The organism is Mucilaginibacter aquatilis (genome assembly GCF_009755275.1).
In the GTDB taxonomy this organism is placed as follows: Bacteria; Bacteroidota; Bacteroidia; order Sphingobacteriales; family Sphingobacteriaceae; genus Mucilaginibacter; species Mucilaginibacter aquatilis.
In genome coordinates, this window is record NZ_WQLA01000001.1 from 219,082 (window position 1) to 243,500 (window position 24,419).

The 24,419-nt window shown below is 41.6% G+C and carries 22 protein-coding genes; 11 read left to right on the forward strand and 11 right to left on the reverse strand.

The window, feature by feature from the left end:
• Positions 1-3 precede the first annotated feature (3 nt).
• Both GO816_RS01080 and GO816_RS01085 read left to right on the forward strand, forming a co-directional pair.
• Positions 4-816 carry a DUF4249 domain-containing protein gene (locus GO816_RS01080; RefSeq protein ID WP_157539506.1) on the forward strand — a complete coding sequence of 271 codons (813 nt, stop codon included), beginning with the start codon at positions 4-6 and terminating at the stop codon, positions 814-816.
• Between the two features lie 92 nt (positions 817-908).
• Positions 909-2,060 carry an MFS transporter gene (locus tag GO816_RS01085; protein ID WP_157539507.1) on the forward strand — a complete coding sequence of 384 codons (1,152 nt, stop codon included), beginning with the start codon at positions 909-911 and terminating at the stop codon, positions 2,058-2,060.
• A 25-nt stretch (positions 2,061-2,085) separates the two neighbouring features.
• Here GO816_RS01085 and GO816_RS01090 read toward each other — a convergent pair whose 3' ends face one another.
• The 5 genes from GO816_RS01090 to GO816_RS01110 all read right to left on the reverse strand — a co-directional run bounded on the left by GO816_RS01090 (position 2,086) and on the right by GO816_RS01110 (position 7,311).
• Positions 2,086-2,364 (reverse strand): hypothetical protein, encoded by a 279-nt coding sequence (locus GO816_RS01090; protein WP_157539508.1) that lies wholly within the window; start codon positions 2,362-2,364, stop codon positions 2,086-2,088.
• 79 nt (positions 2,365-2,443) lie between these two features.
• Positions 2,444-3,298 carry a hypothetical protein gene (locus tag GO816_RS01095; RefSeq protein ID WP_157539509.1) on the reverse strand — a complete coding sequence of 285 codons (855 nt, stop codon included), beginning with the start codon at positions 3,296-3,298 and terminating at the stop codon, positions 2,444-2,446.
• 20 nt (positions 3,299-3,318) lie between these two features.
• Positions 3,319-4,611 carry an acetylxylan esterase gene (locus tag GO816_RS01100; protein WP_198171390.1) on the reverse strand — a complete coding sequence of 431 codons (1,293 nt, stop codon included), beginning with the start codon at positions 4,609-4,611 and terminating at the stop codon, positions 3,319-3,321.
• Between the two features lie 253 nt (positions 4,612-4,864).
• The gene (locus GO816_RS01105; RefSeq protein WP_232336459.1) at positions 4,865-6,040 is read right to left on the reverse strand and encodes an aldose epimerase family protein; all 1,176 of its coding nucleotides are present in this window, start codon (positions 6,038-6,040) and stop codon (positions 4,865-4,867) included.
• Positions 6,041-6,159: 119 nt separating this feature from the next.
• A complete protein-coding gene (locus GO816_RS01110) occupies positions 6,160-7,311 on the reverse strand; it encodes a glycoside hydrolase family 26 protein (protein ID WP_157539511.1) in 1,152 nt (383 codons plus the stop codon).
• A 105-nt stretch (positions 7,312-7,416) separates the two neighbouring features.
• On the opposite strand from GO816_RS01110, the gene GO816_RS01115 reads away from it, so the two are divergent.
• From GO816_RS01115 to GO816_RS01130, 4 genes are all read left to right on the forward strand, one after another.
• Entirely contained in the window at positions 7,417-8,226 is an 810-nt protein-coding gene (locus GO816_RS01115) for an MlaE family ABC transporter permease (protein ID WP_157539512.1), read from the forward strand.
• An 11-nt stretch (positions 8,227-8,237) separates the two neighbouring features.
• Complete coding sequence (locus GO816_RS01120) at positions 8,238-9,011, forward strand: ABC transporter ATP-binding protein (RefSeq protein ID WP_157539513.1); 774 nt, start codon at positions 8,238-8,240, stop codon at positions 9,009-9,011.
• Positions 9,012-9,015: 4 nt separating this feature from the next.
• Positions 9,016-10,008, forward strand: coding sequence for an MlaD family protein (locus tag GO816_RS01125; protein WP_157539514.1), 993 nt, complete (start codon positions 9,016-9,018; stop codon positions 10,006-10,008).
• Positions 10,009-10,141: 133 nt separating this feature from the next.
• Positions 10,142-10,909 (forward strand): SDR family NAD(P)-dependent oxidoreductase, encoded by a 768-nt coding sequence (locus tag GO816_RS01130; RefSeq protein WP_157539515.1) that lies wholly within the window; start codon positions 10,142-10,144, stop codon positions 10,907-10,909.
• Positions 10,910-10,954: 45 nt separating this feature from the next.
• On the opposite strand, the gene GO816_RS01135 is transcribed toward GO816_RS01130, so the two are convergent.
• From GO816_RS01135 to GO816_RS01145, 3 genes are read right to left on the reverse strand one after another with little or no spacing between them, the layout of a single operon-like run.
• Complete coding sequence (locus tag GO816_RS01135) at positions 10,955-11,494, reverse strand: hypothetical protein (protein WP_157539516.1); 540 nt, start codon at positions 11,492-11,494, stop codon at positions 10,955-10,957.
• Positions 11,495-11,520: 26 nt separating this feature from the next.
• Positions 11,521-12,033, reverse strand: a complete 513-nt coding sequence (locus GO816_RS01140) for a TspO/MBR family protein (RefSeq protein WP_157539517.1) — start codon at positions 12,031-12,033, stop codon at positions 11,521-11,523.
• 46 nt (positions 12,034-12,079) lie between these two features.
• Complete coding sequence (locus GO816_RS01145; protein ID WP_157539518.1) at positions 12,080-14,278, reverse strand: ATP-binding protein; 2,199 nt, start codon at positions 14,276-14,278, stop codon at positions 12,080-12,082.
• Positions 14,279-14,448: 170 nt separating this feature from the next.
• Here GO816_RS01145 and GO816_RS01150 point away from each other — a divergent pair, with 170 nt between their 5' ends.
• The gene (locus tag GO816_RS01150; RefSeq protein WP_157539519.1) at positions 14,449-15,132 is read left to right on the forward strand and encodes a pseudouridine synthase; all 684 of its coding nucleotides are present in this window, start codon (positions 14,449-14,451) and stop codon (positions 15,130-15,132) included.
• Here GO816_RS01150 and GO816_RS01155 read toward each other — a convergent pair whose 3' ends face one another.
• On the reverse strand, positions 15,133-15,705 hold the full coding sequence (locus tag GO816_RS01155) for an NUDIX hydrolase (RefSeq protein ID WP_232336460.1): 573 nt from the start codon (positions 15,703-15,705) through the stop codon (positions 15,133-15,135).
• 345 nt (positions 15,706-16,050) lie between these two features.
• On the opposite strand from GO816_RS01155, the gene GO816_RS01160 reads away from it, so the two are divergent.
• The 4 genes from GO816_RS01160 (at position 16,051) to GO816_RS01170 (ending at position 19,288) form a co-directional block, all read left to right on the forward strand.
• Positions 16,051-18,150, forward strand: a complete 2,100-nt coding sequence (locus GO816_RS01160) for an LruC domain-containing protein (protein ID WP_157539520.1) — start codon at positions 16,051-16,053, stop codon at positions 18,148-18,150.
• Between the two features lie 103 nt (positions 18,151-18,253).
• Positions 18,254-18,394, forward strand: coding sequence for a hypothetical protein (locus GO816_RS18750; RefSeq protein WP_232336461.1), 141 nt, complete (start codon positions 18,254-18,256; stop codon positions 18,392-18,394).
• Positions 18,343-19,005, forward strand: a complete 663-nt coding sequence (locus GO816_RS01165; RefSeq protein ID WP_317163583.1) for a class I SAM-dependent methyltransferase — start codon at positions 18,343-18,345, stop codon at positions 19,003-19,005. Before GO816_RS18750 ends, GO816_RS01165 begins: the two co-directional genes overlap by 52 nt.
• 58 nt (positions 19,006-19,063) lie before the next feature.
• Complete coding sequence (locus GO816_RS01170) at positions 19,064-19,288, forward strand: hypothetical protein (protein WP_198171391.1); 225 nt, start codon at positions 19,064-19,066, stop codon at positions 19,286-19,288.
• Between the two features lie 120 nt (positions 19,289-19,408).
• Here the strand turns inward: GO816_RS01170 and GO816_RS01175 are convergent, their stop codons facing one another.
• Both GO816_RS01175 and dnaE read right to left on the reverse strand, forming a co-directional pair.
• A complete protein-coding gene (locus GO816_RS01175) occupies positions 19,409-20,074 on the reverse strand; it encodes a hypothetical protein (protein ID WP_157539521.1) in 666 nt (221 codons plus the stop codon).
• 562 nt (positions 20,075-20,636) lie between these two features.
• Positions 20,637-24,221, reverse strand: coding sequence for a DNA polymerase III subunit alpha (gene dnaE / locus GO816_RS01180; protein ID WP_157539522.1), 3,585 nt, complete (start codon positions 24,219-24,221; stop codon positions 20,637-20,639).
• Positions 24,222-24,419 lie beyond the last annotated feature (198 nt).

A 24,419-nucleotide genomic window follows, 5' to 3' on the forward strand; every position in this document is an offset into this window, starting at 1 on the left:
GAAATGAAAAGCCTTTTTTATCTGGTTATATTTTTCATTATCGCTGTAGCTGTTACATCGTGCGAAAAGGTTATAGATGTAAAAACCGATACGTCGCCCTCACAACTGGTTATTGAAGGGAACATCACCAATATACGCCAGCAGCAAACGATAAAAATAAGCAGGTCTGTTGATTATACTAACCCCAACGTTTACCCTGCTGTAAGAGGCGCTTTAGTAAATGTTAAAGATAACGCAGGCAACAGCTGGAATTTTACAGAAGAAACGCCGGGCGTATACCGTTCGGTAAATATACTCGGACGCCCGGGCCGCACTTACACGTTGAATGTTAATGTTGACAATAATGTGTACACGGCAAGCTCTACCATGCCTGCGCAGGTGAGGGCCGATTCAATTACATTAACGGATATTACCTTTGGCAGCCGCACACGTAAACTGGTTGCCGTACACTACACCGACCCTAAAGGCGTTCCAAATTATTACCGTTATATTTTAAGAATTAACGGCCGCCAAACCAACCGCTTATACGTTTACGATGACCGGCTTAAAGACGGCAACTTAAGCAAAAACGAACTTTACCCCGATACGGAGGATGACGACGAGCGCAATGAATTAAAAAGCGGTGATGTAGCCGAGGTTGAAATGCAGAACATCGACAAAAATATTTTTAACTACTGGTTCACATTACGCCAGCAAAGCCGCGGTGGTCCCGGTGGAGGAACCACACCCGGAAATCCTCCATCAAACATTAGCAACGGAGCGTTGGGATACTTTAGCGCACATACTTATCAGGCTATATCGATAACGGTTCCATAACGTAAGTGTAATTTTTACACGACAAAACTTCAAGTTGTCAACTTGGCCACTAACAAAAGTGTATTTTTGCATCGAATCCATCCATACACTACATGAGCGATCAGGCAGCTTTACTTCCTTTTCCTAAACACTATTTGCGCACTGCAGTTAGCATTGCGTTCTTTTTGCCCGGCCTTATATTTGCCAGCTGGGCATCGCGCATTGCAACAATCCAGCAAACACTTAACCTTTCTGATGCGGCTTTGGGTGCTATACTATTTTGTATACCTGTTGGCCTTATTGTTTCGTTGCCTGCGGCCGGTTGGCTTATATCACGTATTGGCAGCCGCAGGCTTGCTTTGGTTGGCATCATATCATACGGTGTTGCCTTAATTGGGCTTGGTGCGGCTATAAGTGTGCCTATGCTTATGGGTTGTATGGTTGCCTTTGGCTTTGCCAGCAACAGCGTTAATATTGCAGTGAATACGCAGGCTGTTGCCACCGAAAAGATTTATCAAAAGCCTATCATGGCATCTTTTCATGGCTTGTGGAGCCTTGCCGGTTTTACCGGTGCAGGCATTGGTACATTTATGATTGGTAAAAACATTAATCCCTTTTACCATTTCACCGGCATGGTGGTTATTGTAATAATTGCACTGATAATAACCTACCGCTACTTACTTGACGATAAAGGCCCAGCAGAAGCCCGTCAAGGCTTTGCCATGCCCGATAGAGCACTTATTAAACTCGGCATCATTGCGTTTTGCTCACTCATTTGTGAGGGTGCTATGTTTGATTGGAGCGTAATTTATTTTAAAAAGGTACTTAACGCACATAACGGATGGATGGGCGCAGGATATACTGCATTTATGTGTACTATGGCTATGGGGCGTTTTATTGCCGATTGGTTTGCTCACCGTTTTGGGCTTAAACAAACCTTGCAGTTAAGCGGCTTGCTTACAGCAATAGGTTTACTTATTGCAGTTATATTTCCTCGGATACCTACCGCAATGCTTGGTTTCTTGCTGGTTGGTTTTGGTGTTTCCTCTGTTGTTCCAATGGTTTATAGTGTTGCAGGCAAATCAAAAACCATGTCGGCCGGTATGGCTTTGGCTGCCGTTTCAACCATAGGTTTTATAGGCTTTTTGGTAGGCCCGCCGGTAATTGGGTTTGTTGCAGGCATATTCAGCCTCAGGGTAAGCTTTGTGCTTATTGCCGTTATGGGTCTTTTTGTTACTGCAATTTCAACCAAGGTAAAGCTGTAGCCGCAATTTAAAAATCTAATTACAACTACTTTTTAGACGTATTCAAGTCTTCGTCTGTTGGGTTGAGTATGTACTCGCGGTGTTCTCCGTTGTGTCTTAAAATAAACTTAAGTCGTTCTCCAGGTATAGTAATATCCAGGGAAAGTGTAGCTATCACGTCGGGAAGGTTTTCCATAATGGTGTCCATGCTGCTTCCCTGAGGTAAGTCTACAACAATGGCATCATCATCAAGTGGCTTAATTTTCCAGTCTTTAATATTGGCGCTGTTAAGCACGTTAATCCATTTTTGTTGATAGGCATTCATACTTATATAAAGCCCAAAAGAAGGCTTAATGTTTTGTACCAATGTAACCCGAATAAATAATGACTGTATGTAAAGGCTTTTAATAATAGATTTTTCGCCCTAAAAAGTTGTCTATTTTATAAATAAACGCCACCGAAGCATTTGTGGCTATAGTGGTGTTACGGCCGGTTATAAATCTGCCTCCGGTTAAAAATATGGAAAAACTATTATTGAAAGTATGCCCGTAACTTAGGCTGACCTGGGTAAATGTAAAATCGCGCGCTGTATATATGTTACGGGTGAAAGCTGTAAAATCACTTTTTGATAACACACCTGATACGCTTACTGATAATTGGTCATGAAACTTTTTATCAAGGGTAATACCAAATGAAGCACTATAACGGTCTTGTATAGGCCCGTTATCTCCAAGGTACTTTCTTACGGCATTTTCAAGGCTTAGCGAGTAAAAGCTTTTACCTATGTTGCCTGCGCCCGAAAGTCCAAGACGCAACTCGCCACCTCCCTGCGCAAAACCAAGCCCTTCGGTTTTATATAACGGCACAATGCCTGTTCCCTGTAAGGTGAAGTAGTATTTGTAGCCTATGTTAGCCAGGTAGTATTTTAATCCAAGCTCCATATCGCCAAAGCCCGATACGCCAAAGCTACGGCCGGTATCATCTTTAATATTATAGCTTAAAAATGGCAATGTGCCTATAGCTGCCAGTCGCCGTACAATGCCGTACTCGGCATACAGGCTTACGCTGTGCGACCTGAAGGTGCCGTTGTTTGGCCTGCTTACTTTACGCCCTACCGAATCCCAGTCTTTATTAGCGGTAAAGTATGAGTACGAAGGCGACAAAATAAGGCGGCGCGGGCGCGTAGGCCAGCCACAGTAGGCATCAAAACCAAACAGCAAACACAGTAACGATGTGATAAAGAATATTCTTTTAGCCAAAACTTTCAAGTATTACTGATCTAAAATAACGCAAACGTATCGCGCATCCACCTACCCTCATAATTTTTATAGTACAAGGCAACTTCATGTCCCAGATCTCTGAAAACTATCATATGTTTTTTACCGGGTATATTGTTGTAGGCTGCGTACTCGTTATCAGGCGGGGCAAGGTGATCAAGCAAACCTATGCCTACCAGTGTAGGGCACTTAATACGTGCTGCAAAGTTTTTAGTATCAAAGTATGATAAATTATCAAGCAACTTTTCAAGCGTAAGGCCACGGTTAGCTCTTACATAGCGGTTAAAATCGCGTAAAGGCCAGTTCACCTTTCCGGGCAAAGCTTTAACATCACACAAAATTGGATTTTGTGCCGAGCATAGCTTAACACGGTGATCAAGCGCTGCAGTGGCAATTGACAAAAAGCCACCCATACTTCCCCCCGAAACCATTATATTATCATGATCAAGCTCATCGCGCGAAAAAATAAAATCTACCATGCGCACGCAATCCATAATAGCGCCGCGCATAACATAACGGTTCTTATCTTCCAGGCCTGTGAAAATATAGTCGTCGCGCAGGGTTCTGATGCGGTCGCGGCTGTTACCTTGTCCTCTTACATTTATTACAACAATGGCCAGGTCTTCATCTGAGCCAAACATAGGCTTTAAATTTACCTGATAACCCGGCAAGCCCAGCAAAACAGGAAAGCGTTTGCGTTTATTGGTGGTGTTTGGAATGGTCATCCAACCGCGAACAGTAATATCACCCAACGATTTCATCTCAATGGCAAAAACCCTTCTGTTGTCCTGAGCCGAATCAGGCATTTCCGTTACCTTGAAATTGCCATTCACTTTAGCCAAATCAGCTAATGTTTTTTCCCAAAAGCTGTCAAAATCGGCCGGAGCGGCATGTTGCGATTTTATTTTTTCAGGGTCAACTCCAAAGGTGCGGCGCACGGTATCATCGTACTCGGGAAAGTTGACCATAAACTGTACCTTATAAAACCCGGCCTGCTGCGGAGGAATGCGCAGTGTTAAGCTTTTGCTGCCTTTACGGCCAATGTTTATGTTCTCGTTTTTTTGAATGATCTCTTTATCATCCATTGCCAAAACCCTGTAGCCAACTGTGCCTGTTTGCCTGGTGTTGAACGTGTTTTTAAGATCTATTTTATAATTGATGTTGTTGTTAGCGCTGTAAATAGCGTCTTTACTGGCAGGTACTGCACTTATAGCTATTTCACCATCATCTTCGCTTTCCTGAGCGTAAGCAAAGGTTGTGCACAAGCAAAGTACCAATGCAAACCATTTAAACATGAATGTACGTTTTACCAACAAAGCATTTATAAATAATAGCATATATACAACCTTGATAACTGTATAACCGCCAACTGTAATAATGGCAATATTTTGGTTACTAAGATACAATATATGCTACAAAAAGCGCTGTATACGAAATGATTTGTAAAGATAATTTCGTTGTATAAGCAAGCATTTCTTCACAGTTAAAAAGCAAACGGGCCGCCTGCAAATGCAGGCGGCCCGTTTCAATTCGGTATTACGGGTAATGCTACTTAGCCGAAAACTTGTAGATAGTAGTGGTTTTGTATGTTTGACCCGGCTTAAGCTCCGTTGTAGGGAACGATGGCTTGTTTGGTGAATCAGGGAAATGCTGAGTTTCAAGACAAAGCGCTGTACGGTATTCATCTTTAGCACCGCCTTTAAAATCAACTTTACCGGCCATAAAGTTGCCGCTGTAAAACTGAATTCCTGGCTCATCGGTAAATACTTTCATTACGATGCCGGTTTTATCGCCTTGTAGCGTAGCAATAGCAGTTTTTAAATCATGCTTGTTTAATACGAAGTTATGATCATAACCGCCGCCATTTTTAATTTGCTCATCTCCTTCGCCAATGCGTGAACCTATTTCGGTAGGTTTTCTAAAATCAAAAGGAGTGTTTTGTACGGGTGCAATTTTTCCGGTTGGAATAAGCTTATCATCAACAGCGGTAATGCCGTCTGCATCTATTTGCAAGGTATGTTTTAAAATTTCGCCGCTGCCAACTCCGTTCAAGTTAAAAAACGAGTGATTGGTTAAGTTGATAACGGTAGCCTTATCAGTGGTAGCGGTGTAGTGAATTTCAACTGCATTATCATCAGTTAATTTAAAAACTACCGTAGTTTTTAGGTTACCAGGGAATCCTTCTTCGCCATCGGCAGAAGTATAGTTAAGCTCAACGGTTTGTCCGTCAACTTGCTTTGCGTCCCATACTTTTGCGTTGAAACCATCTTTACCGCCATGTAAGGTGTTTGGTCCGTTGTTAACCGGCAGGCTATACTCTTTACCTTCTAAAGTAAATTTAGCACCGCCAATGCGGTTGCCATACCGGCCAATGGTAGCACCAAAAAAGTTAGGTTTTTCTGATTGAAAGCCGTCCAGACCAGCCGGACCGGCAATAACGTCAACCATTTTGCCGCTTTTATCGGGCACAAGTAAGCTTACAAGGCGGCCACCATAATTGGTAATTGCGGCTTCAACGCCTTTACTGTTTTTAAGCGTAAATAATTTTACTTCTTTTCCGTCAACGGATTTTTCAAAATCTTTGGCCACAGGAAGCTGCGCTGCAGCGGTACTGTCTGTCATGTTGGTTTCTGTTTTTTGGGTTGATTGATTACAGGCGGCCAAAGATAGTAATCCGGCGGCAAGCATAGCGGCGTAAAAGCCTTTGTTTTTCATATTGATCATAACTGGTTTGTTTGGGTTGGTTTAGTTTGATGTATGTTACCTGCACCTGTGCAAGATTTAATATTGCGGCCTAAAGTGTGCAAAAAAAACAGCATTAGCAATAATGGTCTCATCAACATTTAATCATTTCGTCTCAAATTTTTATTGTACCGCTGCTGGTGCTGCGGGCCATACACAGTAAGTGGCGTCAGCTTGTCCTGAAACAATACACTATCACTTCTATAAAACTCTAAAAAATCGGATGCACTACCCTGCCCGGGAAAAGGTGCATAATAATGTTCCGGACCATTATTGCGCCAAATTAAAACGTAAGAAAGCTGCTTGTATTCTGATAGCAAAGGCAACAGTTGCTTTGTCCACCAGGTTGTATCAGGTATACCCTGGTAACCGGTTTCGGCAATTGCTGTTAACTTCTTATGCTCAATTGCCGCCTGCTGCATAATATCAAGCTGCCGTTTCATATGGGTTTGATAGGTATCTGCACTATCAAGCTGGTAGCGGTCAAAACTCAGTATATCTACATATTCATCTCCGGGATAACGGCCCATCATTTCCCAATCGGTGTAAAAATCGGCGGCCGAGTAAACCGTAATAAGGTTATGCAGATGCTTCTCGTTACGCAAATAATTAACGGTAAATTGCCATAGCAGCGCAAAGTCATCAGGTGTACCATTATCATAACCCCACCAAAACCAATTCCCCGTAAGCTCATGAAACGGCCTTAATAATAAAGGTATTGGTTCACCGGCCGAGCCACGCAACGTGCCAAGATATTTGGCGGCGCGGTTTAACCAGGTTAAATAAACCTCGTGATGGGTGCCGCCCGGTAAAAGTTGTTTTAAAATAACAGCTGATGTATCCCATGATGTTTTTAAGGTAAAGGGGTTGTTCATGTGCCAGCAAAAAGTGTTTATACCGCCACGTTCGTAAGCCTGGCGCACAAGCCTTGCCTGGGTGGTAAAAGGAATTTGATTAATGTCCCACAAGCTGTCAAGCTCTATTCCCGACAAGTCCCAGCCGTAAACCGCAGGATAGACGCCCGTTACGTTTTTCACGTCAGAGCTGTCTTTCAGTTTCCAGTTTACACCGTATGCAGTATCATCATGATGGCCAAACATTACGCCGTTGCCAGCCATTTTTTGCATACTGTTAAACAAGTATTTGGTTTCGGGTGTGGCAAGTGAGTCAGACGGCATAATGCTTTGTGCCTTAGCTAAATTTAACATACCCATAATCAGCAAAATACCAAAGGCTTGTAGTTTGAAAAACATTAAATCAAATATGGAGTTTTTAAAAAGTTTTTACATTGCCCGAACATAACTTTAGGGCAATTTTTAGGTTAGTTAAAAATATGATGTAATTTTACGGCCTCTTAAATGGATCAACAAAACAGCACATCTGCCGAGCTACCAAAGGCCGAGCCATCAATTTTTAAAGGATTTAAGCAATTCTTTATTGATGTTTATGATGTATTTCGCTTCATATTCCGCTTCTTTAAAGAAGTGTTTGCACCGCCGTATGAATTCAGGGAGCTGATAAAACAATGCTGGGAAGTGGGTGTACGCTCCTTACTGCTTATAACTGTAACAGGTTTCATTGTAGGCTTAATATTCACTAAACAATCAAGACCATCGTTACTGCAATTTGGTGCAACTTCATGGATTCCGTCTTTGGTTTCCATAGCTATTATGCGTGCCCTTGCTCCGTTGGTTACAGCGCTTATCAGCGCCGGACGCGTAGGTTCCAGTATTGGTGCCGAGCTTGGCTCAATGCGCGTAACTGAGCAAATTGATGCCATGGAAGTATCAGGAACGCATCCATTTAAATACCTGGTTTGTATGCGTACGCTTGCCACTACAATTGCAATCCCACTGCTATCGGTATATAATGGTTTAATTGCCATGCTTGGCGGTTATTTGAACGTTTACGTTAACGAGGGTACCAGTTTTACAACTTATGTTCAGCAGTTTTTTCAGCCTTTAGGATATATCGACTTCTTTTCATCACTAGCTAAAGCAACCATCTTTGGTTTTACCATTGGTATTGTGGGAAGCTATAAGGGCTGGAACTCATCAAGCGGTACAGCTGGTGTAGGTAAAGCAGCTAACTCCGCAGTGGTAACGGCCATGTTCCTGGTGTTTATTGAGGAAGTAATTATTGTACAAATAACCGGCTGGTTCCGCTAAACAAATAAGAAATGGGAAAGCAACACCACGCCATAGATTACAACGAGAAAGTGATAAGCATAAAGGGTTTAACAAAATCCTTTGGCAGCTATCACGTGCTTCGCGGTATAGATCTCGACTTGTTTAAAAACGAAAACCTTGTTGTTTTAGGTCGCTCGGGTACAGGTAAGTCTGTTTTAATTAAAATAATATCAGGTCTACTTAGGGCCGATGTCGGGCAGGTAAGCGTATTGGGCAACGAAGTGGTTGGCATAAGCACCCGCGATTTGCAGGAACTCAGGCGCCGTATAGGTTTTTCGTTTCAAAACAGTGCGTTGTATGACAGTATGACTGTGCGCAAAAATCTGGAGTTTCCATTGGTGCGTAACCAAAAGAACTTAAAGCGTAAGGAAATTGACAGTATGGTTGAGCGGGTGCTTGAAGCAGTTGGTTTAAAGCAAACCATCAATCAAATGCCTGCGGAGCTATCGGGCGGTCAGCGTAAGCGCATTGGCATAGCCCGTACCTTAATTTTACGGCCCGAAATAATGCTGTATGATGAGCCTACGGCCGGTCTAGACCCCATCACATCGATGGAAATAAATAATTTAATTAACAGCGTGCAGGAGCGCTTTAATACATCATCTATCATCATCACCCATGACCTTACCTGCGCTAAGGCGGTTGGCGACAGGGTGGCAATGCTTTTAGATGGACAGTTTCAGCGCCAGGGTGCGTTTGAAGAGGTTTTTGATACTGATGATGTGCGCGTGAAACAGTTTTACGACTATAACTTTACCGATTGATATAATGGAATTAAAAGAAAATAAGTATGCTTTTTGGGTAGGCCTGTTTATAGCAGCAGGTGTGCTCATTTTTGTTGTAGGCATATTCACTTTAGGCAACCAGCAAAAAAGCTTTAACGATGGTTTGCACCTGCGTGCCCGTTTTGCAAACGTATCGGGGTTAATAAAAGGTAACAACGTTTGGTTTTCGGGTGTAAAGGTAGGTACTATTAAAAAAATCACCTTTAGCGGTATTAACCAGGTTGATGTTGATTTTAATGTAGACCCATCAATTCAGCAATACATTCATAAAGATGCCGTAGCAGAGATAAGTTCTGAAGGGTTTATTGGCAACAAAATTATAGCTATTGATGGTGGTACCCCTTCCGCGCCGGTAATTGAAAACGGAACGCTCATGAACTCAAAAGGTATGCTCAATACCGACGAGATTATGAAGACGTTTCAAAAGAACAATCAAAACCTTGTATCAATTACCACCGACTTTAAAACCCTGGCTAAAAATATGGTTGAGGGCAAAGGCTTAGCAGGCTCTTTACTGGCCGACTCGGCATTGGCTTTACAATTCAGAACTGTTGTGGCCAACCTGCAAAGCACAACCTTGCGCACGTCACAAATGGCTAATGAGCTTAACCGCTTTGGGGTAAAAATGAATACCAAAGGTGGCCTTGCCGATAAAATGCTTACCGACACAGCTGTATTTGCCAAACTACAGCAATCAGCCAATCAATTGCAGGAAGCAACAGCTAACGCCGGTGTACTTACAGACAATTTAAATAAAGCAAGTGCCAAGCTAAACAGCACTGATAACCCTATGGGTGCATTGCTTAACGATCAAAAATCGGCAGAAGAATTAAAAAGCATGCTTCACTATCTTAACGAAAGTTCCATTAAGTTGAATGACGACCTTGAAGCTGTTCAGCATAACTTTTTGTTGAGAGGCTTTTTCAAAAAACGCGAAAAAGAGGAGAAGAAAGCTCAGGAAGCTCCAAAAAAATAATCAAGAATTTTGGCTTGCTTAAGCCGTATGTTATAAAGCAATGTTGCATTTTGTTATCTAAATGCAACATTGCTTTATTTTTTGCGTATAGGTGAATAAATAATTAACGCAAAGAAAAAAACAGCATTGAGCCATGTTACTCGATTTTAGTGAGAAAACCGTACTTATAACCGGCGGTTCGCGCGGTATAGGTAAAGCTTGCGCAATGCTGTTTGCATCGTTAAATGCAGACGTTATAATTACTTATAACAAAAATCTGGATGATGCCGAAAGGACAATCACCCAACTCCCACACCGAGGTAATCACGCACTGTACCAGTTAGACCAAAGTAAACCTAAATGCGTACAACGTTTCTTTGATAAATTTTTAGATCATTACCCGCAACTGGATGTGTTGGTGAACAATGCAGGTATATATCTGGAGCACAAAATAGAAGAAATTGAATTTGATGAATGGCAGCACACCTGGCAAGACACTATAAATACCAACCTAAACGGCGTAGCAAACCTGTGTTATTTTGCCTCTAGGCAAATGATGCATCAGGGAGGCGGTAAAATAATCAATATATCATCGCGCGGGGCTTTCCGGGGCGAACCAAATCATCCGGCTTATGCTGCAAGTAAGGCGGGCCTCAATGCCATGAGCCAGTCTTTAGCAGTTAGCCTTGCGCCAAGTAATATTAGTGTGCACATCATAGCACCAGGCTTTGTTGAAACAGATATGACAGCTTCCATACTGAATGCAGATGAAGGGGAAGAAATTAAAAAGCAAAGTCCCTTTAACCGCGTGGCCGCAACAGACGAGGTAGCTCGCCTGGCAGCTGTTTATGCCTCGGAAGGGTTTGAGTTTACAAGTGGCGGTATAATAGATATAAACGGAGCTTCCTATTTAAGAACATAAAGCACGCACTTCATCACACCTTCAAAGCATATATACAACCAAGGCCTAGCTTATTAGGGAGTGTTTAATACCATCAAATATACTTTCAAAAAACGTAGGGATACTAAGTCCGTTACTATGATTAAAGTATATAAAAATTATAAGCACTATGGCTGCAATAATAATAAGACGCTTAAACAAGTAGCCAATAAATACAATTGCTAAAGGAATAACAACAAGCCACATCCAGCTAATCTTCCATGGGCTTAGCTTTTCCCCTCGTTTAAAAATGTAATAAAGCACCGAGTATGAACCCGACTCATTCCGATGCTTTACATACATAAAGGTTGATTTTTGAAGCTTTTGGCGATAAAAACCCGTACCATTTTGAAAATTAAGCTCGTACTGGAAGCCGTTGATTGTGAAGGCAAACTTACCGTTAACATTTTCCTGTATTTGTTCAAGCGAATCGGTAGCAACAATGGCTACCTCATTTTGCGCAAACGGGTTTTCCTTTACAACAAACTTTTTGATGCTAACCGTATCAGCTACGGCAACCACCACCGATGTAGTAAGCAAAATAACAGCCAAGAGAAGCTTTTTCATTTTTAATATGTAAACCTGCAACGGGTTTATGATTGCCCGTTTAGCAGGTAAATATAAAAATTTAATACCGACGCAAAGCTTACCCACAACAAATATGGAAATAAGAGCCACGCAGCCGGTTTACTAAATTTTAAAAAGTAATACATATTGGCAATGATGCTTAACCACAATAACGCTATTACCACCAAACCACCAAGAATTTGGTGCATACCAAAGAAAACGAATGACCAAGAAAAGTTTAAGGCCAATTGAATAACATAAACGAAAACCGCTGTACCAAATGCTTGGTGAAGATGCCGGTTTTTCCAAACTAGCCAGGCTGCAATGGCAATAAGCAGGTACAGTGTTGTCCAAACAGGGGCGAACAGCCAGTTGGGTGGATTAAAGGATGGTTTGGTTAGCGTTGCATACCATCCGGATATTTCGGGCCGGGTAAACATGGAAGCTGTAAAGGCAATACCCTCGGTTATTAAGATGCTTAATATTAAAGCCAGCCATTTACCTGCGCCGGGCTTTTGCTGTACATACAAAGTAGCCATGCACTTTTAACAAACAAACAGCAAATAGGTTGATGGTGATAAAATGCTATGATACGCCTGCAAGAGCCTCGTAAAGCTTTTCTATCTCAATAGGCTTGCGCAAAAAGCCGTTAAAATAGGTATTATACTCTTGATGATGCTCGGCGGTAACATCGGCAGTTAAAGCAAAAATAGGTGTATGTGTATTGGGGTTATGATTATTGCGAATATGAATGGTTGCATCAAAACCGTTCATTTCGGGCATGTGTATGTCCATTAAAATAAAATCAAACGTTTTATTAGCCGCCTTTTCAATAGCATCTACCCCGTTTATAGCGTGCTCAGCAGTAACACCCCAATTTGATAACAGCTTACGTGCTACCATTGCATTAATCATATTATCATCGGCCAGTAGCGCAACCTTGTTTTGTAAACGGTTTAGCTGCTTGCCCCTATCTGCCTTTTTAATACCGGCTTTTTTTAACCGCAGCTCAAAGTAAAAGCACGACCCTTTTCCAACAACGCTGGTGAAGTGAATATTACTTTGATGAAGTTCAACCAGCTTTTTTACTATCGCCAATCCTAAGCCAGATCCTCCCTGCTTGCGAGTTGTTACGCTTTTGGGTTGGGTAAAACTATTAAACATTTCGTCAAAAAATTCACTTGGTATACCAACACCAGTATCGGTTACTTTAAATTTTATGGTGTCAAATTCTCCCGTTGAGTTTACCAGCTTTAAATCCACTGAAACCTTGCCTACGTCGGTAAACTTTATAGCATTACTAATAAGGTTATTTATAATCTGCGATATTTTTGCCTCATCAAACTCATAAACCTCTGCTATACGGTCATCTACATGCAAACTGGTTTCAATGCCTTTACTACGGGCCATATTATCATACGTATTACTCAAGTTTTTTAATAGCTTAAGTAAGTTTGACGGCCGCTGTTCAAGTTGCATCTTACCTGTATCAAGCTTAGTAAAATCAAGTATATCGTTTATAATTAAAAGCAGATTATTAGCGGCAAACTTTAAAGAATCAAGTAGTTGCTTATCCTCATCATCAACACGTTCGGCCAGTAGGGAGCTAATGGTAATTACAGCATTAAGCGGCGTACGAATTTCATGGCTCATGGTTGAGAGAAAATTCTGCTTTATGGAAGCCGCCTCTTCTGCCCGTTGCTGATTTTGTGTTATACGCTCGCGCTCCTTATCCATTTGCGCCTGCTTCTCGGTTGATTCAATACGGTTTATCAGCTCATAATTTTCAATTACCTTTTGGGTTTGCGCATTAATAACCGTTTCTTTTTGATGCAGGTATTGCTCTAAATATTCCAGCGAGCGTTGTGTATCGCCTTCCTGTTTATAAATGCGATACAGCTGATATGATGATTTAAAGCTAGTATAAATGATATTGTACTTCGTACTAAATCGAAGTGCCCTGTCAAGCAATTTTTTAGCCCGCTCAAACTGCCCGGTTTTTGTATATAAAGAGCCTAATTTGCAGTAAACCATTGCCAGGCCAAGCCTCTCGCCCATCTGGTAATGTATATCAAGCGCCTTACGGAAATCGATTTCAGCGGCAGACCAATTTTGCTGGGCAGCGTATACTTTAGCACGGGCGTATAGTGCAAAGGCCAATCCGCGTATATCACCGCTTTTGGTTTTAATGGAGATTGACTTTCCGGCTATTTTCATGGCCAGTTGTACTTTATCCATTTTCAAATAAATTCCTGAAAGCGGATTGTAAGCATTGGCAATCAGGTCAATATCTTTAACCTTTTTTGCCGCATCAATAGCCCCAGTGTATGACCGGATGGCATTTTTACGATCGCCAAAATACTCATAAATAGTACCTAACGATTTTTGCGCACGCGCCTCGTTGTGATAGTCGTTGTGTTTACGGTAAACTCGTAAGCTATCCATCAGGTTAACCAATCCTAAATGATAGTTATCTGTTTTGTAATAAACGCCTGCAATGTTATACTTAGCATCGGCTATACCGCGTTCATCATCAAGCTGCTCAAAATATTTGATGGCATCTTTAGCCATACGTAAGGAGCGCTTATACTCTCCTCTTATCATATAAAATAATGATAACAGGTTTAGGCTTTTACCTATTAGTTGCTTATCATCACGTTTGCGGCTTAAAGCAAGGGCCCGGCCGGCAACAACAATGCTTTGCTTTAAATTATGACCACGACTTGAATATGCGTTATGTAATAATGACATAACATCATGACTACCCATAAACCTGTCGCTCATTTGAAAATTAAAAATTTAAGTCTGTGGTTTTCACAGCAATCAGAATGCTGTTATACCAAAGTAAATAAATAATATATTATAAGATAAATTATTTAATATATATTTTTTGCTCCAACTGCTGAATATGAAATTATCAAACGGGCAATAATTGTACTAGATTTGCGCCCCTCATGCTAGATGTTTTATACCGGGATAATTACCTCATTGCCATTAATAAACCGCACGACTTGTTGGTACACCGCTCCTCGATAGCTGCCGATGTGCAGGTGTTTGCTTTGCAACTACTGCGCGACCAGATTGGCCAGCCCGTATACCCGGCACACCGCCTTGACCGTAAAACAGCAGGCGTATTGCTTTTTGCGTTAGATAAAGATACAGAGGTAGCAATGCAAAAGCAATTTGCAGCCAACGAAGTAAAAAAAACTTACTTAACCGTTTTACGCGGTCATTCTTCGCCAAGTGGGGAGATTGACTACGCTTTAAGAAAAGACAACGGCACGCTACAGGATGCCTTTACCCGGTACACAACGCTGGCTCAGGCTGAGTTACCTGTCGCATTTGGTAAGCATCCTACGTCAAGGTATTCATTGGTCGAAGCATGCCCTCAAACAGGGCGTATGCATCAACTCAGGAAACATTTTGCGCACATATTTCACCCCATAATTGGCGACCGCACGCATGGCTGTAATAAACAAAACAAGCTATTTACCGAGCAATGGCAAATGAACACCATGCTGTTACATGCGCGGAGCCTTGCATTTAATCATCCAATAACTGGTGAAGCTGTTTATATACAAGCACCTTTGATGCCCGAATTTGAAAAAGTAATGCAACTGATGGGCTGGCAGTTATAATTACACACCGAAAATTTCAGGGTATCTTAAAGCAGCTTTAAGAATAAAGTTCATAGAGTCGGTTACCCAAATTTCCCCATCTTTTACACGTCGAAGAACCTCTGGGGCAGGCATGGTCAGCACTTCAATATTTTCGGTAACATCAAGCTTTTGCGTTGAATTAAATTCGGCATCAAACATAATATAGCCATAGGTAATTTGCTTCGTTTTAGTAGGATTATTAGCTATTTTACCTAATGATATCAGCTGACTGGCCTCCGCCTTCACACCTACTTCTTCTTCCAACTCGTTAAGCGCCGATTGTATAAGCGACTTGTCTTTTTGCTGCATGCCGCCGGGCAGTTCGAGCAATATTTCGCCCAGCGCATGCTTGTACTGGCGTACCAATATCACTTCATGTTTTGGTGTGAGCGCCAATACCTGCACCACATCTCCTAAGGGCGAAAAGAAATAATCATCTACTATAAGACCATTAGCCAGCTCAACTTTATGCTTAAGCATCGGGAACCATGGACTAGGTGAAACGTCAGCTTCTTCCAATACTTTCCATTTTTTTATCTCAGCGTTCATCATTGGCTAAAAGTAGTAAGTTTATGTATATGTTAACATCATAATATAGCTGCGTGTTCAACTACAATAGCCAAGTTCAAATCATTGCCACTCACCCTACAGGAATTTAGCCATTTAAATACCCACTCCTATTTGTTTTAGGTGATGTGCTGATTGGGTATAACCCTTTTACTGTTTTCATCGTAAAAAAGGGCAATCTATCTACACAAATGGATTGCCTATGGGGAATTACTACCACACATTTACTCAACTTCAACAGCCAAGTGTATTGTTTCAGCTATAAATGCACGTTGGAACACCCTTTGCCTAAGGGTATACAAACAAATTAGAAATTACACAATAATTTATATGAAACACCTTTTTACATGTGCCTTATTAGCCGGAGTTGTCAGCTTCTCGGCTTGTAAGAAAGACGCATCTCAGCCGGAAGAGACTACTACCAACCCGGTAGCAGGAGCTAAAATTGCTCCGGATGGCTTTAACTTTTCAACCACTAAAAACGTAACATTAAACGTTACCCTGCGCGCTGCAAACAATGAGGCTTTAGCCGGTGTAGTAGTGAGCGCTTACCTGCCTGGTGCAACATCACCAATTTTTAAAGGCGTTACCGATAAAAGCGGTGTGCTTCAAGGCTTGGTTACTATTCCAACTTCGGTAAATAAATTAATTATTGATCCTGCTTATGTTGGCTTAATGCGTAATGCACAGGCAGCAATATCAACCAGCAATACCGTTACTGCTTTAATTGGTGGTAAAGATGGTTTTGGCGGCGACATTCAGCCAGAAGAGATAACCGTATCTACTTCAAACGGTACTACTGCTACTAAAGGTACAATGGCAATTGGCGGTCCGGTGTTTGCTTACCCAAGCCCTTACACCTCAAGCACCAACGCAACATTCAACACTACTCAGTACCCACGCAGCGTTGGCCGTCCGGTTTACCTTGAGGCTACTCCTGATGCTATTGATGCTTCATTATTGTCATACATCAATGCTTCATTACCTGAAGGCTCACCACTGCCAACTACTCACCCTGAGTTTTTGACTACCAATGCGGTATCTAACTTAAATATCACAGCTACTTCTGACGTTTGGATCACATTCGTTTCTGAAGGTGCCGGATATCTTAACACCCTTGCTTACTACACTTACCCAACCAACACCCCTCCTACAAGTGTTGATGATTTGGATAACGCTACGCTTATTTTCCCTAATGCTTCGGCAAACGGATCGGGCGGTGCTTTAAAACCGGGTGATAAAGTAAAAATCGGTCGTTTTAACGCAGGTACTTCTATAGGCTTTGTATTAATTCAAAATGCATGGAATGGTAGCGGCGTATTAACCGGTAACGCTAAATTCTACTCTGACTACAGATTGAACCCTGAAAGCACAGTAGCTAAAAAGAAACACGTAGTTACTTTATGGGATGATGTTCACAAATTATTCCTGATGGGCTTTGAAGACATCAACCGTGACAACGGATCTGACCAGGACTTTAATGACCTTGTTGTATATGCTACCTCAAACCCGGTAACCGGTATTTCAAACAGCGGCGTGCCTGCAATTGACAAAGGTGGAGATACAGATGGCGACGGCGTATTGGACGAATTAGACGCTTTCCCTGATGATGCTACCAAAGCTTATGTAAGCTACTACCCGTCACAAACAGGTTATGCCAGCATTGCTTTTGAAGATAACTGGCCTAAAAAAGGCGACTTTGACCTTAACGACTTAGTAGTTAACTACCGCTACACATTTGTAAGCAACGCCAGCAACCAGGTTGTTGAAATGAAAGGTGAATTTACTCCTTTAGCTTCAGGCGCTTCATTCAAAAATGGTTTTGCGGTTCAATTACCAGTTTCAGCTTCAGCAGTTAGCGCAGTTACCGGTCAAAGAAACATCAGCAACTACATCAGCTATGCTGCTAATGGTGTTGAAGCTGGCCAATCTAAAGCGGTTATTGTTCCTTTTGACAACCACGAGGCTTTGCTTAGAAACCCTGATGGTGCATTCTTCATCAATACACTGATGGACAAAAACAAAGTTACCGGCAGCACAGCTACTGTAAACGTAACCTTTGCTTCACCTGTTGCGGCATCAAACCTACAAGTTGCTAATTTCAATCCGTTCCTTATCAGTGATATGCGTCGCGGTTATGAAATACACTTACCTGGCTTTGCACCAACCGATAAAGCTACCAAATCACTTTTCGGTACTGATGATGATGCTTCGGTATTAAACAGCAACAAAACTTACCTGTCAAAAGAAAACTGGCCATGGGCTATCAGCTTTGTAGGTGAGTACAAATACCCGGTTGAATTACAACCTGTAAACCAAGCTTACTTACGCTTCTCAGAGTGGGCATTATCTGGCGGCACTTCATATGCTGACTGGTATAGCAACACCGGAGTTGGTTTCAGAGACGCTTCTAAAATTTACTCTAAATAATTTTTTAGCCGATACATAATTAAGTTGTAAGGGCCGCCTCCAAAAGGGCGGCCCTTTGTTGTTAACAGGTATTTGAGTAATTTCACTTATAAACCGTTACTAAATGAAAGACAACTTTTCAACCCAATCAGACAGCTATGCCCGTTACAGGCCCACCTATCCTCCGGAGTTTTTTGAATACTTATATAGCTTATTACCCGTAAAAAAAATGCCTGGGATTGCGGCACAGGTAACGGACAGGTAGCTTTTGAGTTAGCTAAAAATTTTGAACAAGTATTTGCAACCGACATAAGCCAGGCGCAGATAGATAACGCCGGGCAGGCAAATAACATAATTTACAGCGTTCAACCTGCTGAAATAACAGACTTTAGTGACAACTTTTTTGATTTAATTGTAGTTGCACAAGCCATTCACTGGTTTGATTTTGACAGGTTCTATGCCGAGGTGGAAAGAACTGCAAAAGCTAATGCACTGTTGTGTGTTACCGGTTATGGGATGATTGAGGTTTCAAAAGAGATTGATGACGTGATAGCACATTTTTACAAAAATGTTATTGGCAGCTATTGGGATGCCGAACGTAAGTATATAGACGAGAACTATAAAACCATACCATTCCCTTTTGAAGAGTTGGAAACGCCGCAATTTTACAACACACTGAACTGGACTGCCGAGCATTTAATTGGCTATTTGAACACATGGTCGGCCGTTAAGCATTTTATTAAGCAAAACGACTATAATCCGGTTGATGAGTTGAAGCCTGAGATTAAAAAGCTTTGGGGTGGTAATGATACAAGGCAGATTAAATTTCCGGTACTTTTAAGGATAGGTAATGTTAACCCAACGCTTGAACTTTGATCAATACATACTGTAACTAATTGTGCGGCCCCCCATCTAAACCTAAACAAACGAAAATATGAGTGCCTGGACTACCCTTTATGATGGACATAAAATTACCGTAGAAAACAGCTGGTTTGGCGGCGAACGCCTTTGGGTTAATGGAACTTTGCAAGATGAGCAATTGGGATTTGCTTTGCGCAGCCGTTTGTACGGAAGCCTGAAAGCGCCCGGCCAGGAAACAAAACGAATCAAAGTATCATTAGGCACCCAACCTTTTCAGTGGAATGCCAGATTTTTGTAGATGATGAGTTGGTGTTCTCGGGAAGGTAGTATATCAATAGTATTGAGATGCAATCAAGCCAATTACCTGTGCTTGTCATAGACAGTAACACAGGCAATTGGCTGAAACGTTGCATATGAATCAGTATGCTAAATGAACACCATATGGATCATTCTCATCAAGATCAAAGCGCTTCCAGTACCCTTGGCCTCCAGTACGCACTTGACCATCTTGAGTAAGTGTTGAACCCAAAACGCCAGTTGTAATGGCATCAGATTCAGCTATAATATGCAGTTCGCCTCTATTGGACAATATTAACCTTGCATTTCTTGGACTTTTACCACCACACTGAAATACGTAAGTTCCGGCATCCCATATGGCATTATTGTTTCCATCGTACTCCACAAAGTTCATATCCGTCTGTAACACAAACTTTGGGTTTTTATTATAGCCACGTGTAAGATCCCATAACACTCTTAATCCGCCGTTTGTTCTATCATAAATAACAAGATTACCGTCAGATTGATTATTTAATTCATAATTACCACATGTCCAAATCTGCTTAGGTAAAACGTAATTAGCGTTAGTTGGAAATGTACCAATCACTGTGTACACTTGATTATAGGGATTATATCCCCACACCCCAGTTCTCTTGCAACTTGATCCAAGCACTGATTTTTTCACGCTGTCTGGAGCATTAGACTTCATTGAATTGGAAATCTGTGAATCTCCTGATTTTTCTTTAGTGCAACCGTACGTCAATGTAAGGGCACAAGCAACTGATGCAATAAAAGTAAAGGTTTTCATAATATTTAATTTTAAGCAATATAATAAAAACAAATAATAATTAAATCAGTGGTTAATAAAAAGTTTCTCTTTGATTAAATCGACTCTTGCTTGATTTCAGCGCTTACTAGCATTGGGTATTGGGTTAACCAAATAATTATTTAAAGGCTTGAAGTTTTTAATTTTATATCTCGAACTATCAGATTTGAAAATAATTAATTCATTATCTTATAAGTTAAATAATTACTATTTTACCGCCAAGTTCATAGTAATCAGTTCAGTTGATTTTTTGAAATTATAAGTTAGGGGAAGTTACGCAGGCAATTACAACAAACTTTGAGGTTTTCTTAGTAAGTGTTAACAATCAAAACCACTAAACAACATACATTAATAGTATGCTTGCTATTTGTTTGTCAGGAAAGGATTATCTGGAAATTGTCATTGTTTAAGTATTCATATTGTTATTATAAACTACTCCAAAAGGTATAGTTTATAATAACAATATATCTTATTTAATCTGTTTAAAAATTAGATGCCTGTTTTAAGATAATAAACTGCACGTTTCAAGTTTTTAATTTTCACCCTACTTCAACATAGGCTGCACATTAGTCAAACTATATATTCCGGCAATTAAATCATCGCTTGGGTTAACGCGCATGGTTTTGGATGGCAGGTCAATAAACAGGTTATCTTCGCCGTCTTTAATCATGAAACGCAGGGCGCAGTTTTTCACTTCGTATTTTTGATTATTAGCCAGCACCATTTCATTAAGGTTGTTAACCATATCATCGTTAAGGCTGTGCAAATGCATACAAATAGTGAGCGATTTAGTCATTTTATCGCGCATTTCTGATAGCAGATTTATGGAACCAAGGCGCATATCCCAGTTGTCTTTCTGGCGATACTTTTCTTCAACAGTACCTTTCAACTGTACAAAGAAACCATCGCCAAGCAGGTTACGGAACTTAATATAATCATCGCCAAAAAGGGCAAACTCGTAGCTATCGTAGTAATCTTCAATTACAAATGTGCCAAACGGTTTACCTGTTTTGGTCATTTTGTGCTGTACGTTAGCCATCAAGCCGCCGATGCTCAGCTCCCCCATTCGACGTAGTTGCGCAAAGCGCTCCACAATATCGGCCGGAGCTTCGCCCCCGCGCATAGTTACCAATACTTTTAAGTCAGATACAGTATTCTGGCAATAACGCTCCAGCTCTAACTTATAATTATCTAAAGGGTGACCGGTTAAATAAATACCAATCATATCCTTTTCGTACTTCAACTTTTCAATCAGGGCCCATTCTTCGCAAACAGGCATGGCAGGCTCGGGAATATACGCCTCAACCGTACCACCAAACAATGATGATTGCGAACTGCTTTGTGTATTTTGATAATCGTTGGAGTATTTAATTAATCGTTCAATTCCGGTTAGCAAGCCATTTTCGGTTTTGGCAAAAAACTGGGCCCGGTTTAAACCAAAGCTATCGAACGCACCGCTGTACACCAGGTTTTCATAAGCCTTTTTATTTACGTTGCGGGTGTTGCTGCGCTGGGCAAAATCAAAAACCGATTTGTAAGGGCCACGCTCATTACGCTCGTCAATTATACTTTCAATAGCCTTTTCGCCCACACCTTTAACACCGGTTAAGCCAAAGCGTACATCTCCATTTTTATTTACCGCAAAGGCCATGTCCGATTCGTTAACATCCGGCCCCAATACATTGATACCCATGCGGCGGGTTTCTTCCATAAAGAAAGATATTTTATCGATACTGTTTTGATTGTTTAATACCGCCGCCATGTACTCTGAGGGGTAATGCGCCTTTAAGTAAGCCGTTTGGTAGGCTACAAACGCATAACATGTAGAGTGCGATTTGTTGAAAGCATACTGGGCAAAGGCTTTCCAGTCGGTCCACACCTTGGTAAGTTTATCTTTAGGGTGGCCTTTGGCCATTGCCCCATCCATAAACTGCGCCTCCATTTTGTTGAGTACCTCAATTTGCTTTTTACCCATAGCCTTACGCAAAACGTCGGCATCACCTTTACTAAAGCCTGCCAGTTTTTGCGAAAGAAGCATCACCTGTTCCTGATATACGGTGATACCATAGGTTTCGCCCAGGTATTCCTCCATGTCGGCCAGGTCAAATGTTACATCTTCAAGGCCATGTTTACGTTTAATAAAGCTTGGTATATACTCAATAGGTCCTGGCCGGTACAGGGCGTTCATGGCAATCAAATCTTCAAACCTGTCTGGCTTTAACTCACGCAGGTACATTTGCATACCATCACTCTCAAACTGAAATGTACCGTTGGTATCACCGCGTTGGTACAGTTCGTAGGTTTTCTGGTCGTCTAACGGAATGTAATCTATATCAATATCACGGTCATGGTTCTGCTTAATCATGCGCAGTGCATCCTTAATAATGGTTAGGGTTTTCAGGCCCAAAAAGTCCATCTTAATTACACCGGCATCCTCAATTACACGCCCGTCATATTGCGTTACGAGCAGGTCAGAGTCCTTGGCAGTGGCTACGGGCACAATGTTCGTCAGGTCGTCAGGCGCAATAATAATACCTGCCGCGTGCACACCGGTGTTACGCACCGAACCTTCCAGCTTTTCAGCCTCGCGCAGTACCGTAGCTTTTAAATCGTTACCTTCTTTAATAGCCTTAAGTTCGGGCACCTGTTCTATTGCCTGTTTAAGGTTGATGCCCAGGGTATCGGGTACCAGTTTTTTAAGCGCGTTTACATCACTTAGCGGCATGTCCAATACCCGGCCAACATCTTGTATACTGGTGCGGGCAGCCATTGAGCCATAGGTAATAATTTGCGCTACCTGGTTTTTACCATACTTATCAACCACGTAATCAATAACCCGTTGCCTACCGGCGTCATCAAAGTCCGTATCAATATCGGGCATTGACTTACGGTCGGGGTTCAGGAAACGTTCAAACAGGAGGTTATACTTAATAGGATCTATATTGGTTATACCAGTACAGTACGCCACTACCGAACCTGCTGCCGACCCACGGCCAGGCCCAATAAATACGCCCATATTACGGCCTTCTTTAATAAAATCGGCCACAATGAGGAAGTAACCCGCAAAGCCCATGGTTTTAATGGTGAACAGCTCAAAGTTAATGCGCTCTTCTACCTCGGGCGTCATTTCCTTATAGCGCTCGTAGGCGCCGGTAAAGGTTAAGTGCTTTAAGTACTCCCACTGATTTAGCACGTCAGATTCCGGTCCGTCGTGTATTTTAAATTCAGGTGGTATGGGGAAGTTGGGTAGCATGATGTCGCGTTTCAGCTTCAACACTTCCACCTTATCAACAATTTCATTCGTATTATCTAATGACTCGGGCAGGTCATGAAACAGCTTGCCCATTTCAGCTTGAGTTTTAAAGTAAAACTGATCATTAGGAAATCCAAAACGATAGCCCCTGCCGCCCTCATCATCAGTTGCAATAGGCGTGCTTTGCATATCGCCCGTGTTAACACACAGTAAAATATCATGTGCATTAGCATCCTGCTGATCTACATAGTGCGAATCATTCGAACAAATAACCTTAACGTTAAACTTTTTGGCAAACTTAAGTAAGGTGTTATTAATTATTTCCTGCTCAGGTATTTCATGACGCTGCAACTCAATGTAATAGTCTTCGCCAAAAAGGTCAAGCCACCATTTAAACTCCGCCTCGGCCTCCTCTTCGGTACCTTTCAAAATAGCTTGTGGCACTGATGCACCTATACAGCAGGTGGTGGCAATAAGTCCTTCATAGTATTTAAGTATAAGTTCCTTATCAATACGGGGCCATTTACTGTATAAGCCTTCCATATAACCTAAAGAACATAGCTTAATAAGGTTTTTATACCCTTGCGGGTTCTTTGCCAAAAACAGCTGATGGTGACGAACGTCTTTCTTCTCTTTGGTAAACTGTTTTTTATGGCGGTCTTCTACCACGTAAAACTCACAGCCTACAATGGGCTTTACATTGTGTTTGCCGGCTTCGGCTACAAACTTAAACACGCCAAACATGTTGCCATGGTCTGTAATGGCAAGTGCTTTCATACCATCAGCAGCTGCCTTTTTATACAGCTTTGATATATCGGCGGCGCCATCTAAAAGTGAAAACTGGGTGTGTACGTGTAAGTGAGAAAAATCGGGCATAACAAAATCCTTTCAGCAATTACAAAAGTACGAAAAAGCGCTCCCCATTGAGGGTGCAACCGGCAAAAGTTATCTACAATAAACGTAAGTTATTAAGATTTACAGCTATAAAAAAAAACATTTCGTGCGGTTCAAAGTTTTATAAGCAATTTGCCGTTGCTCTCGTCAGTTTAGCCACAAAGGCATGTGCTTTGTTGT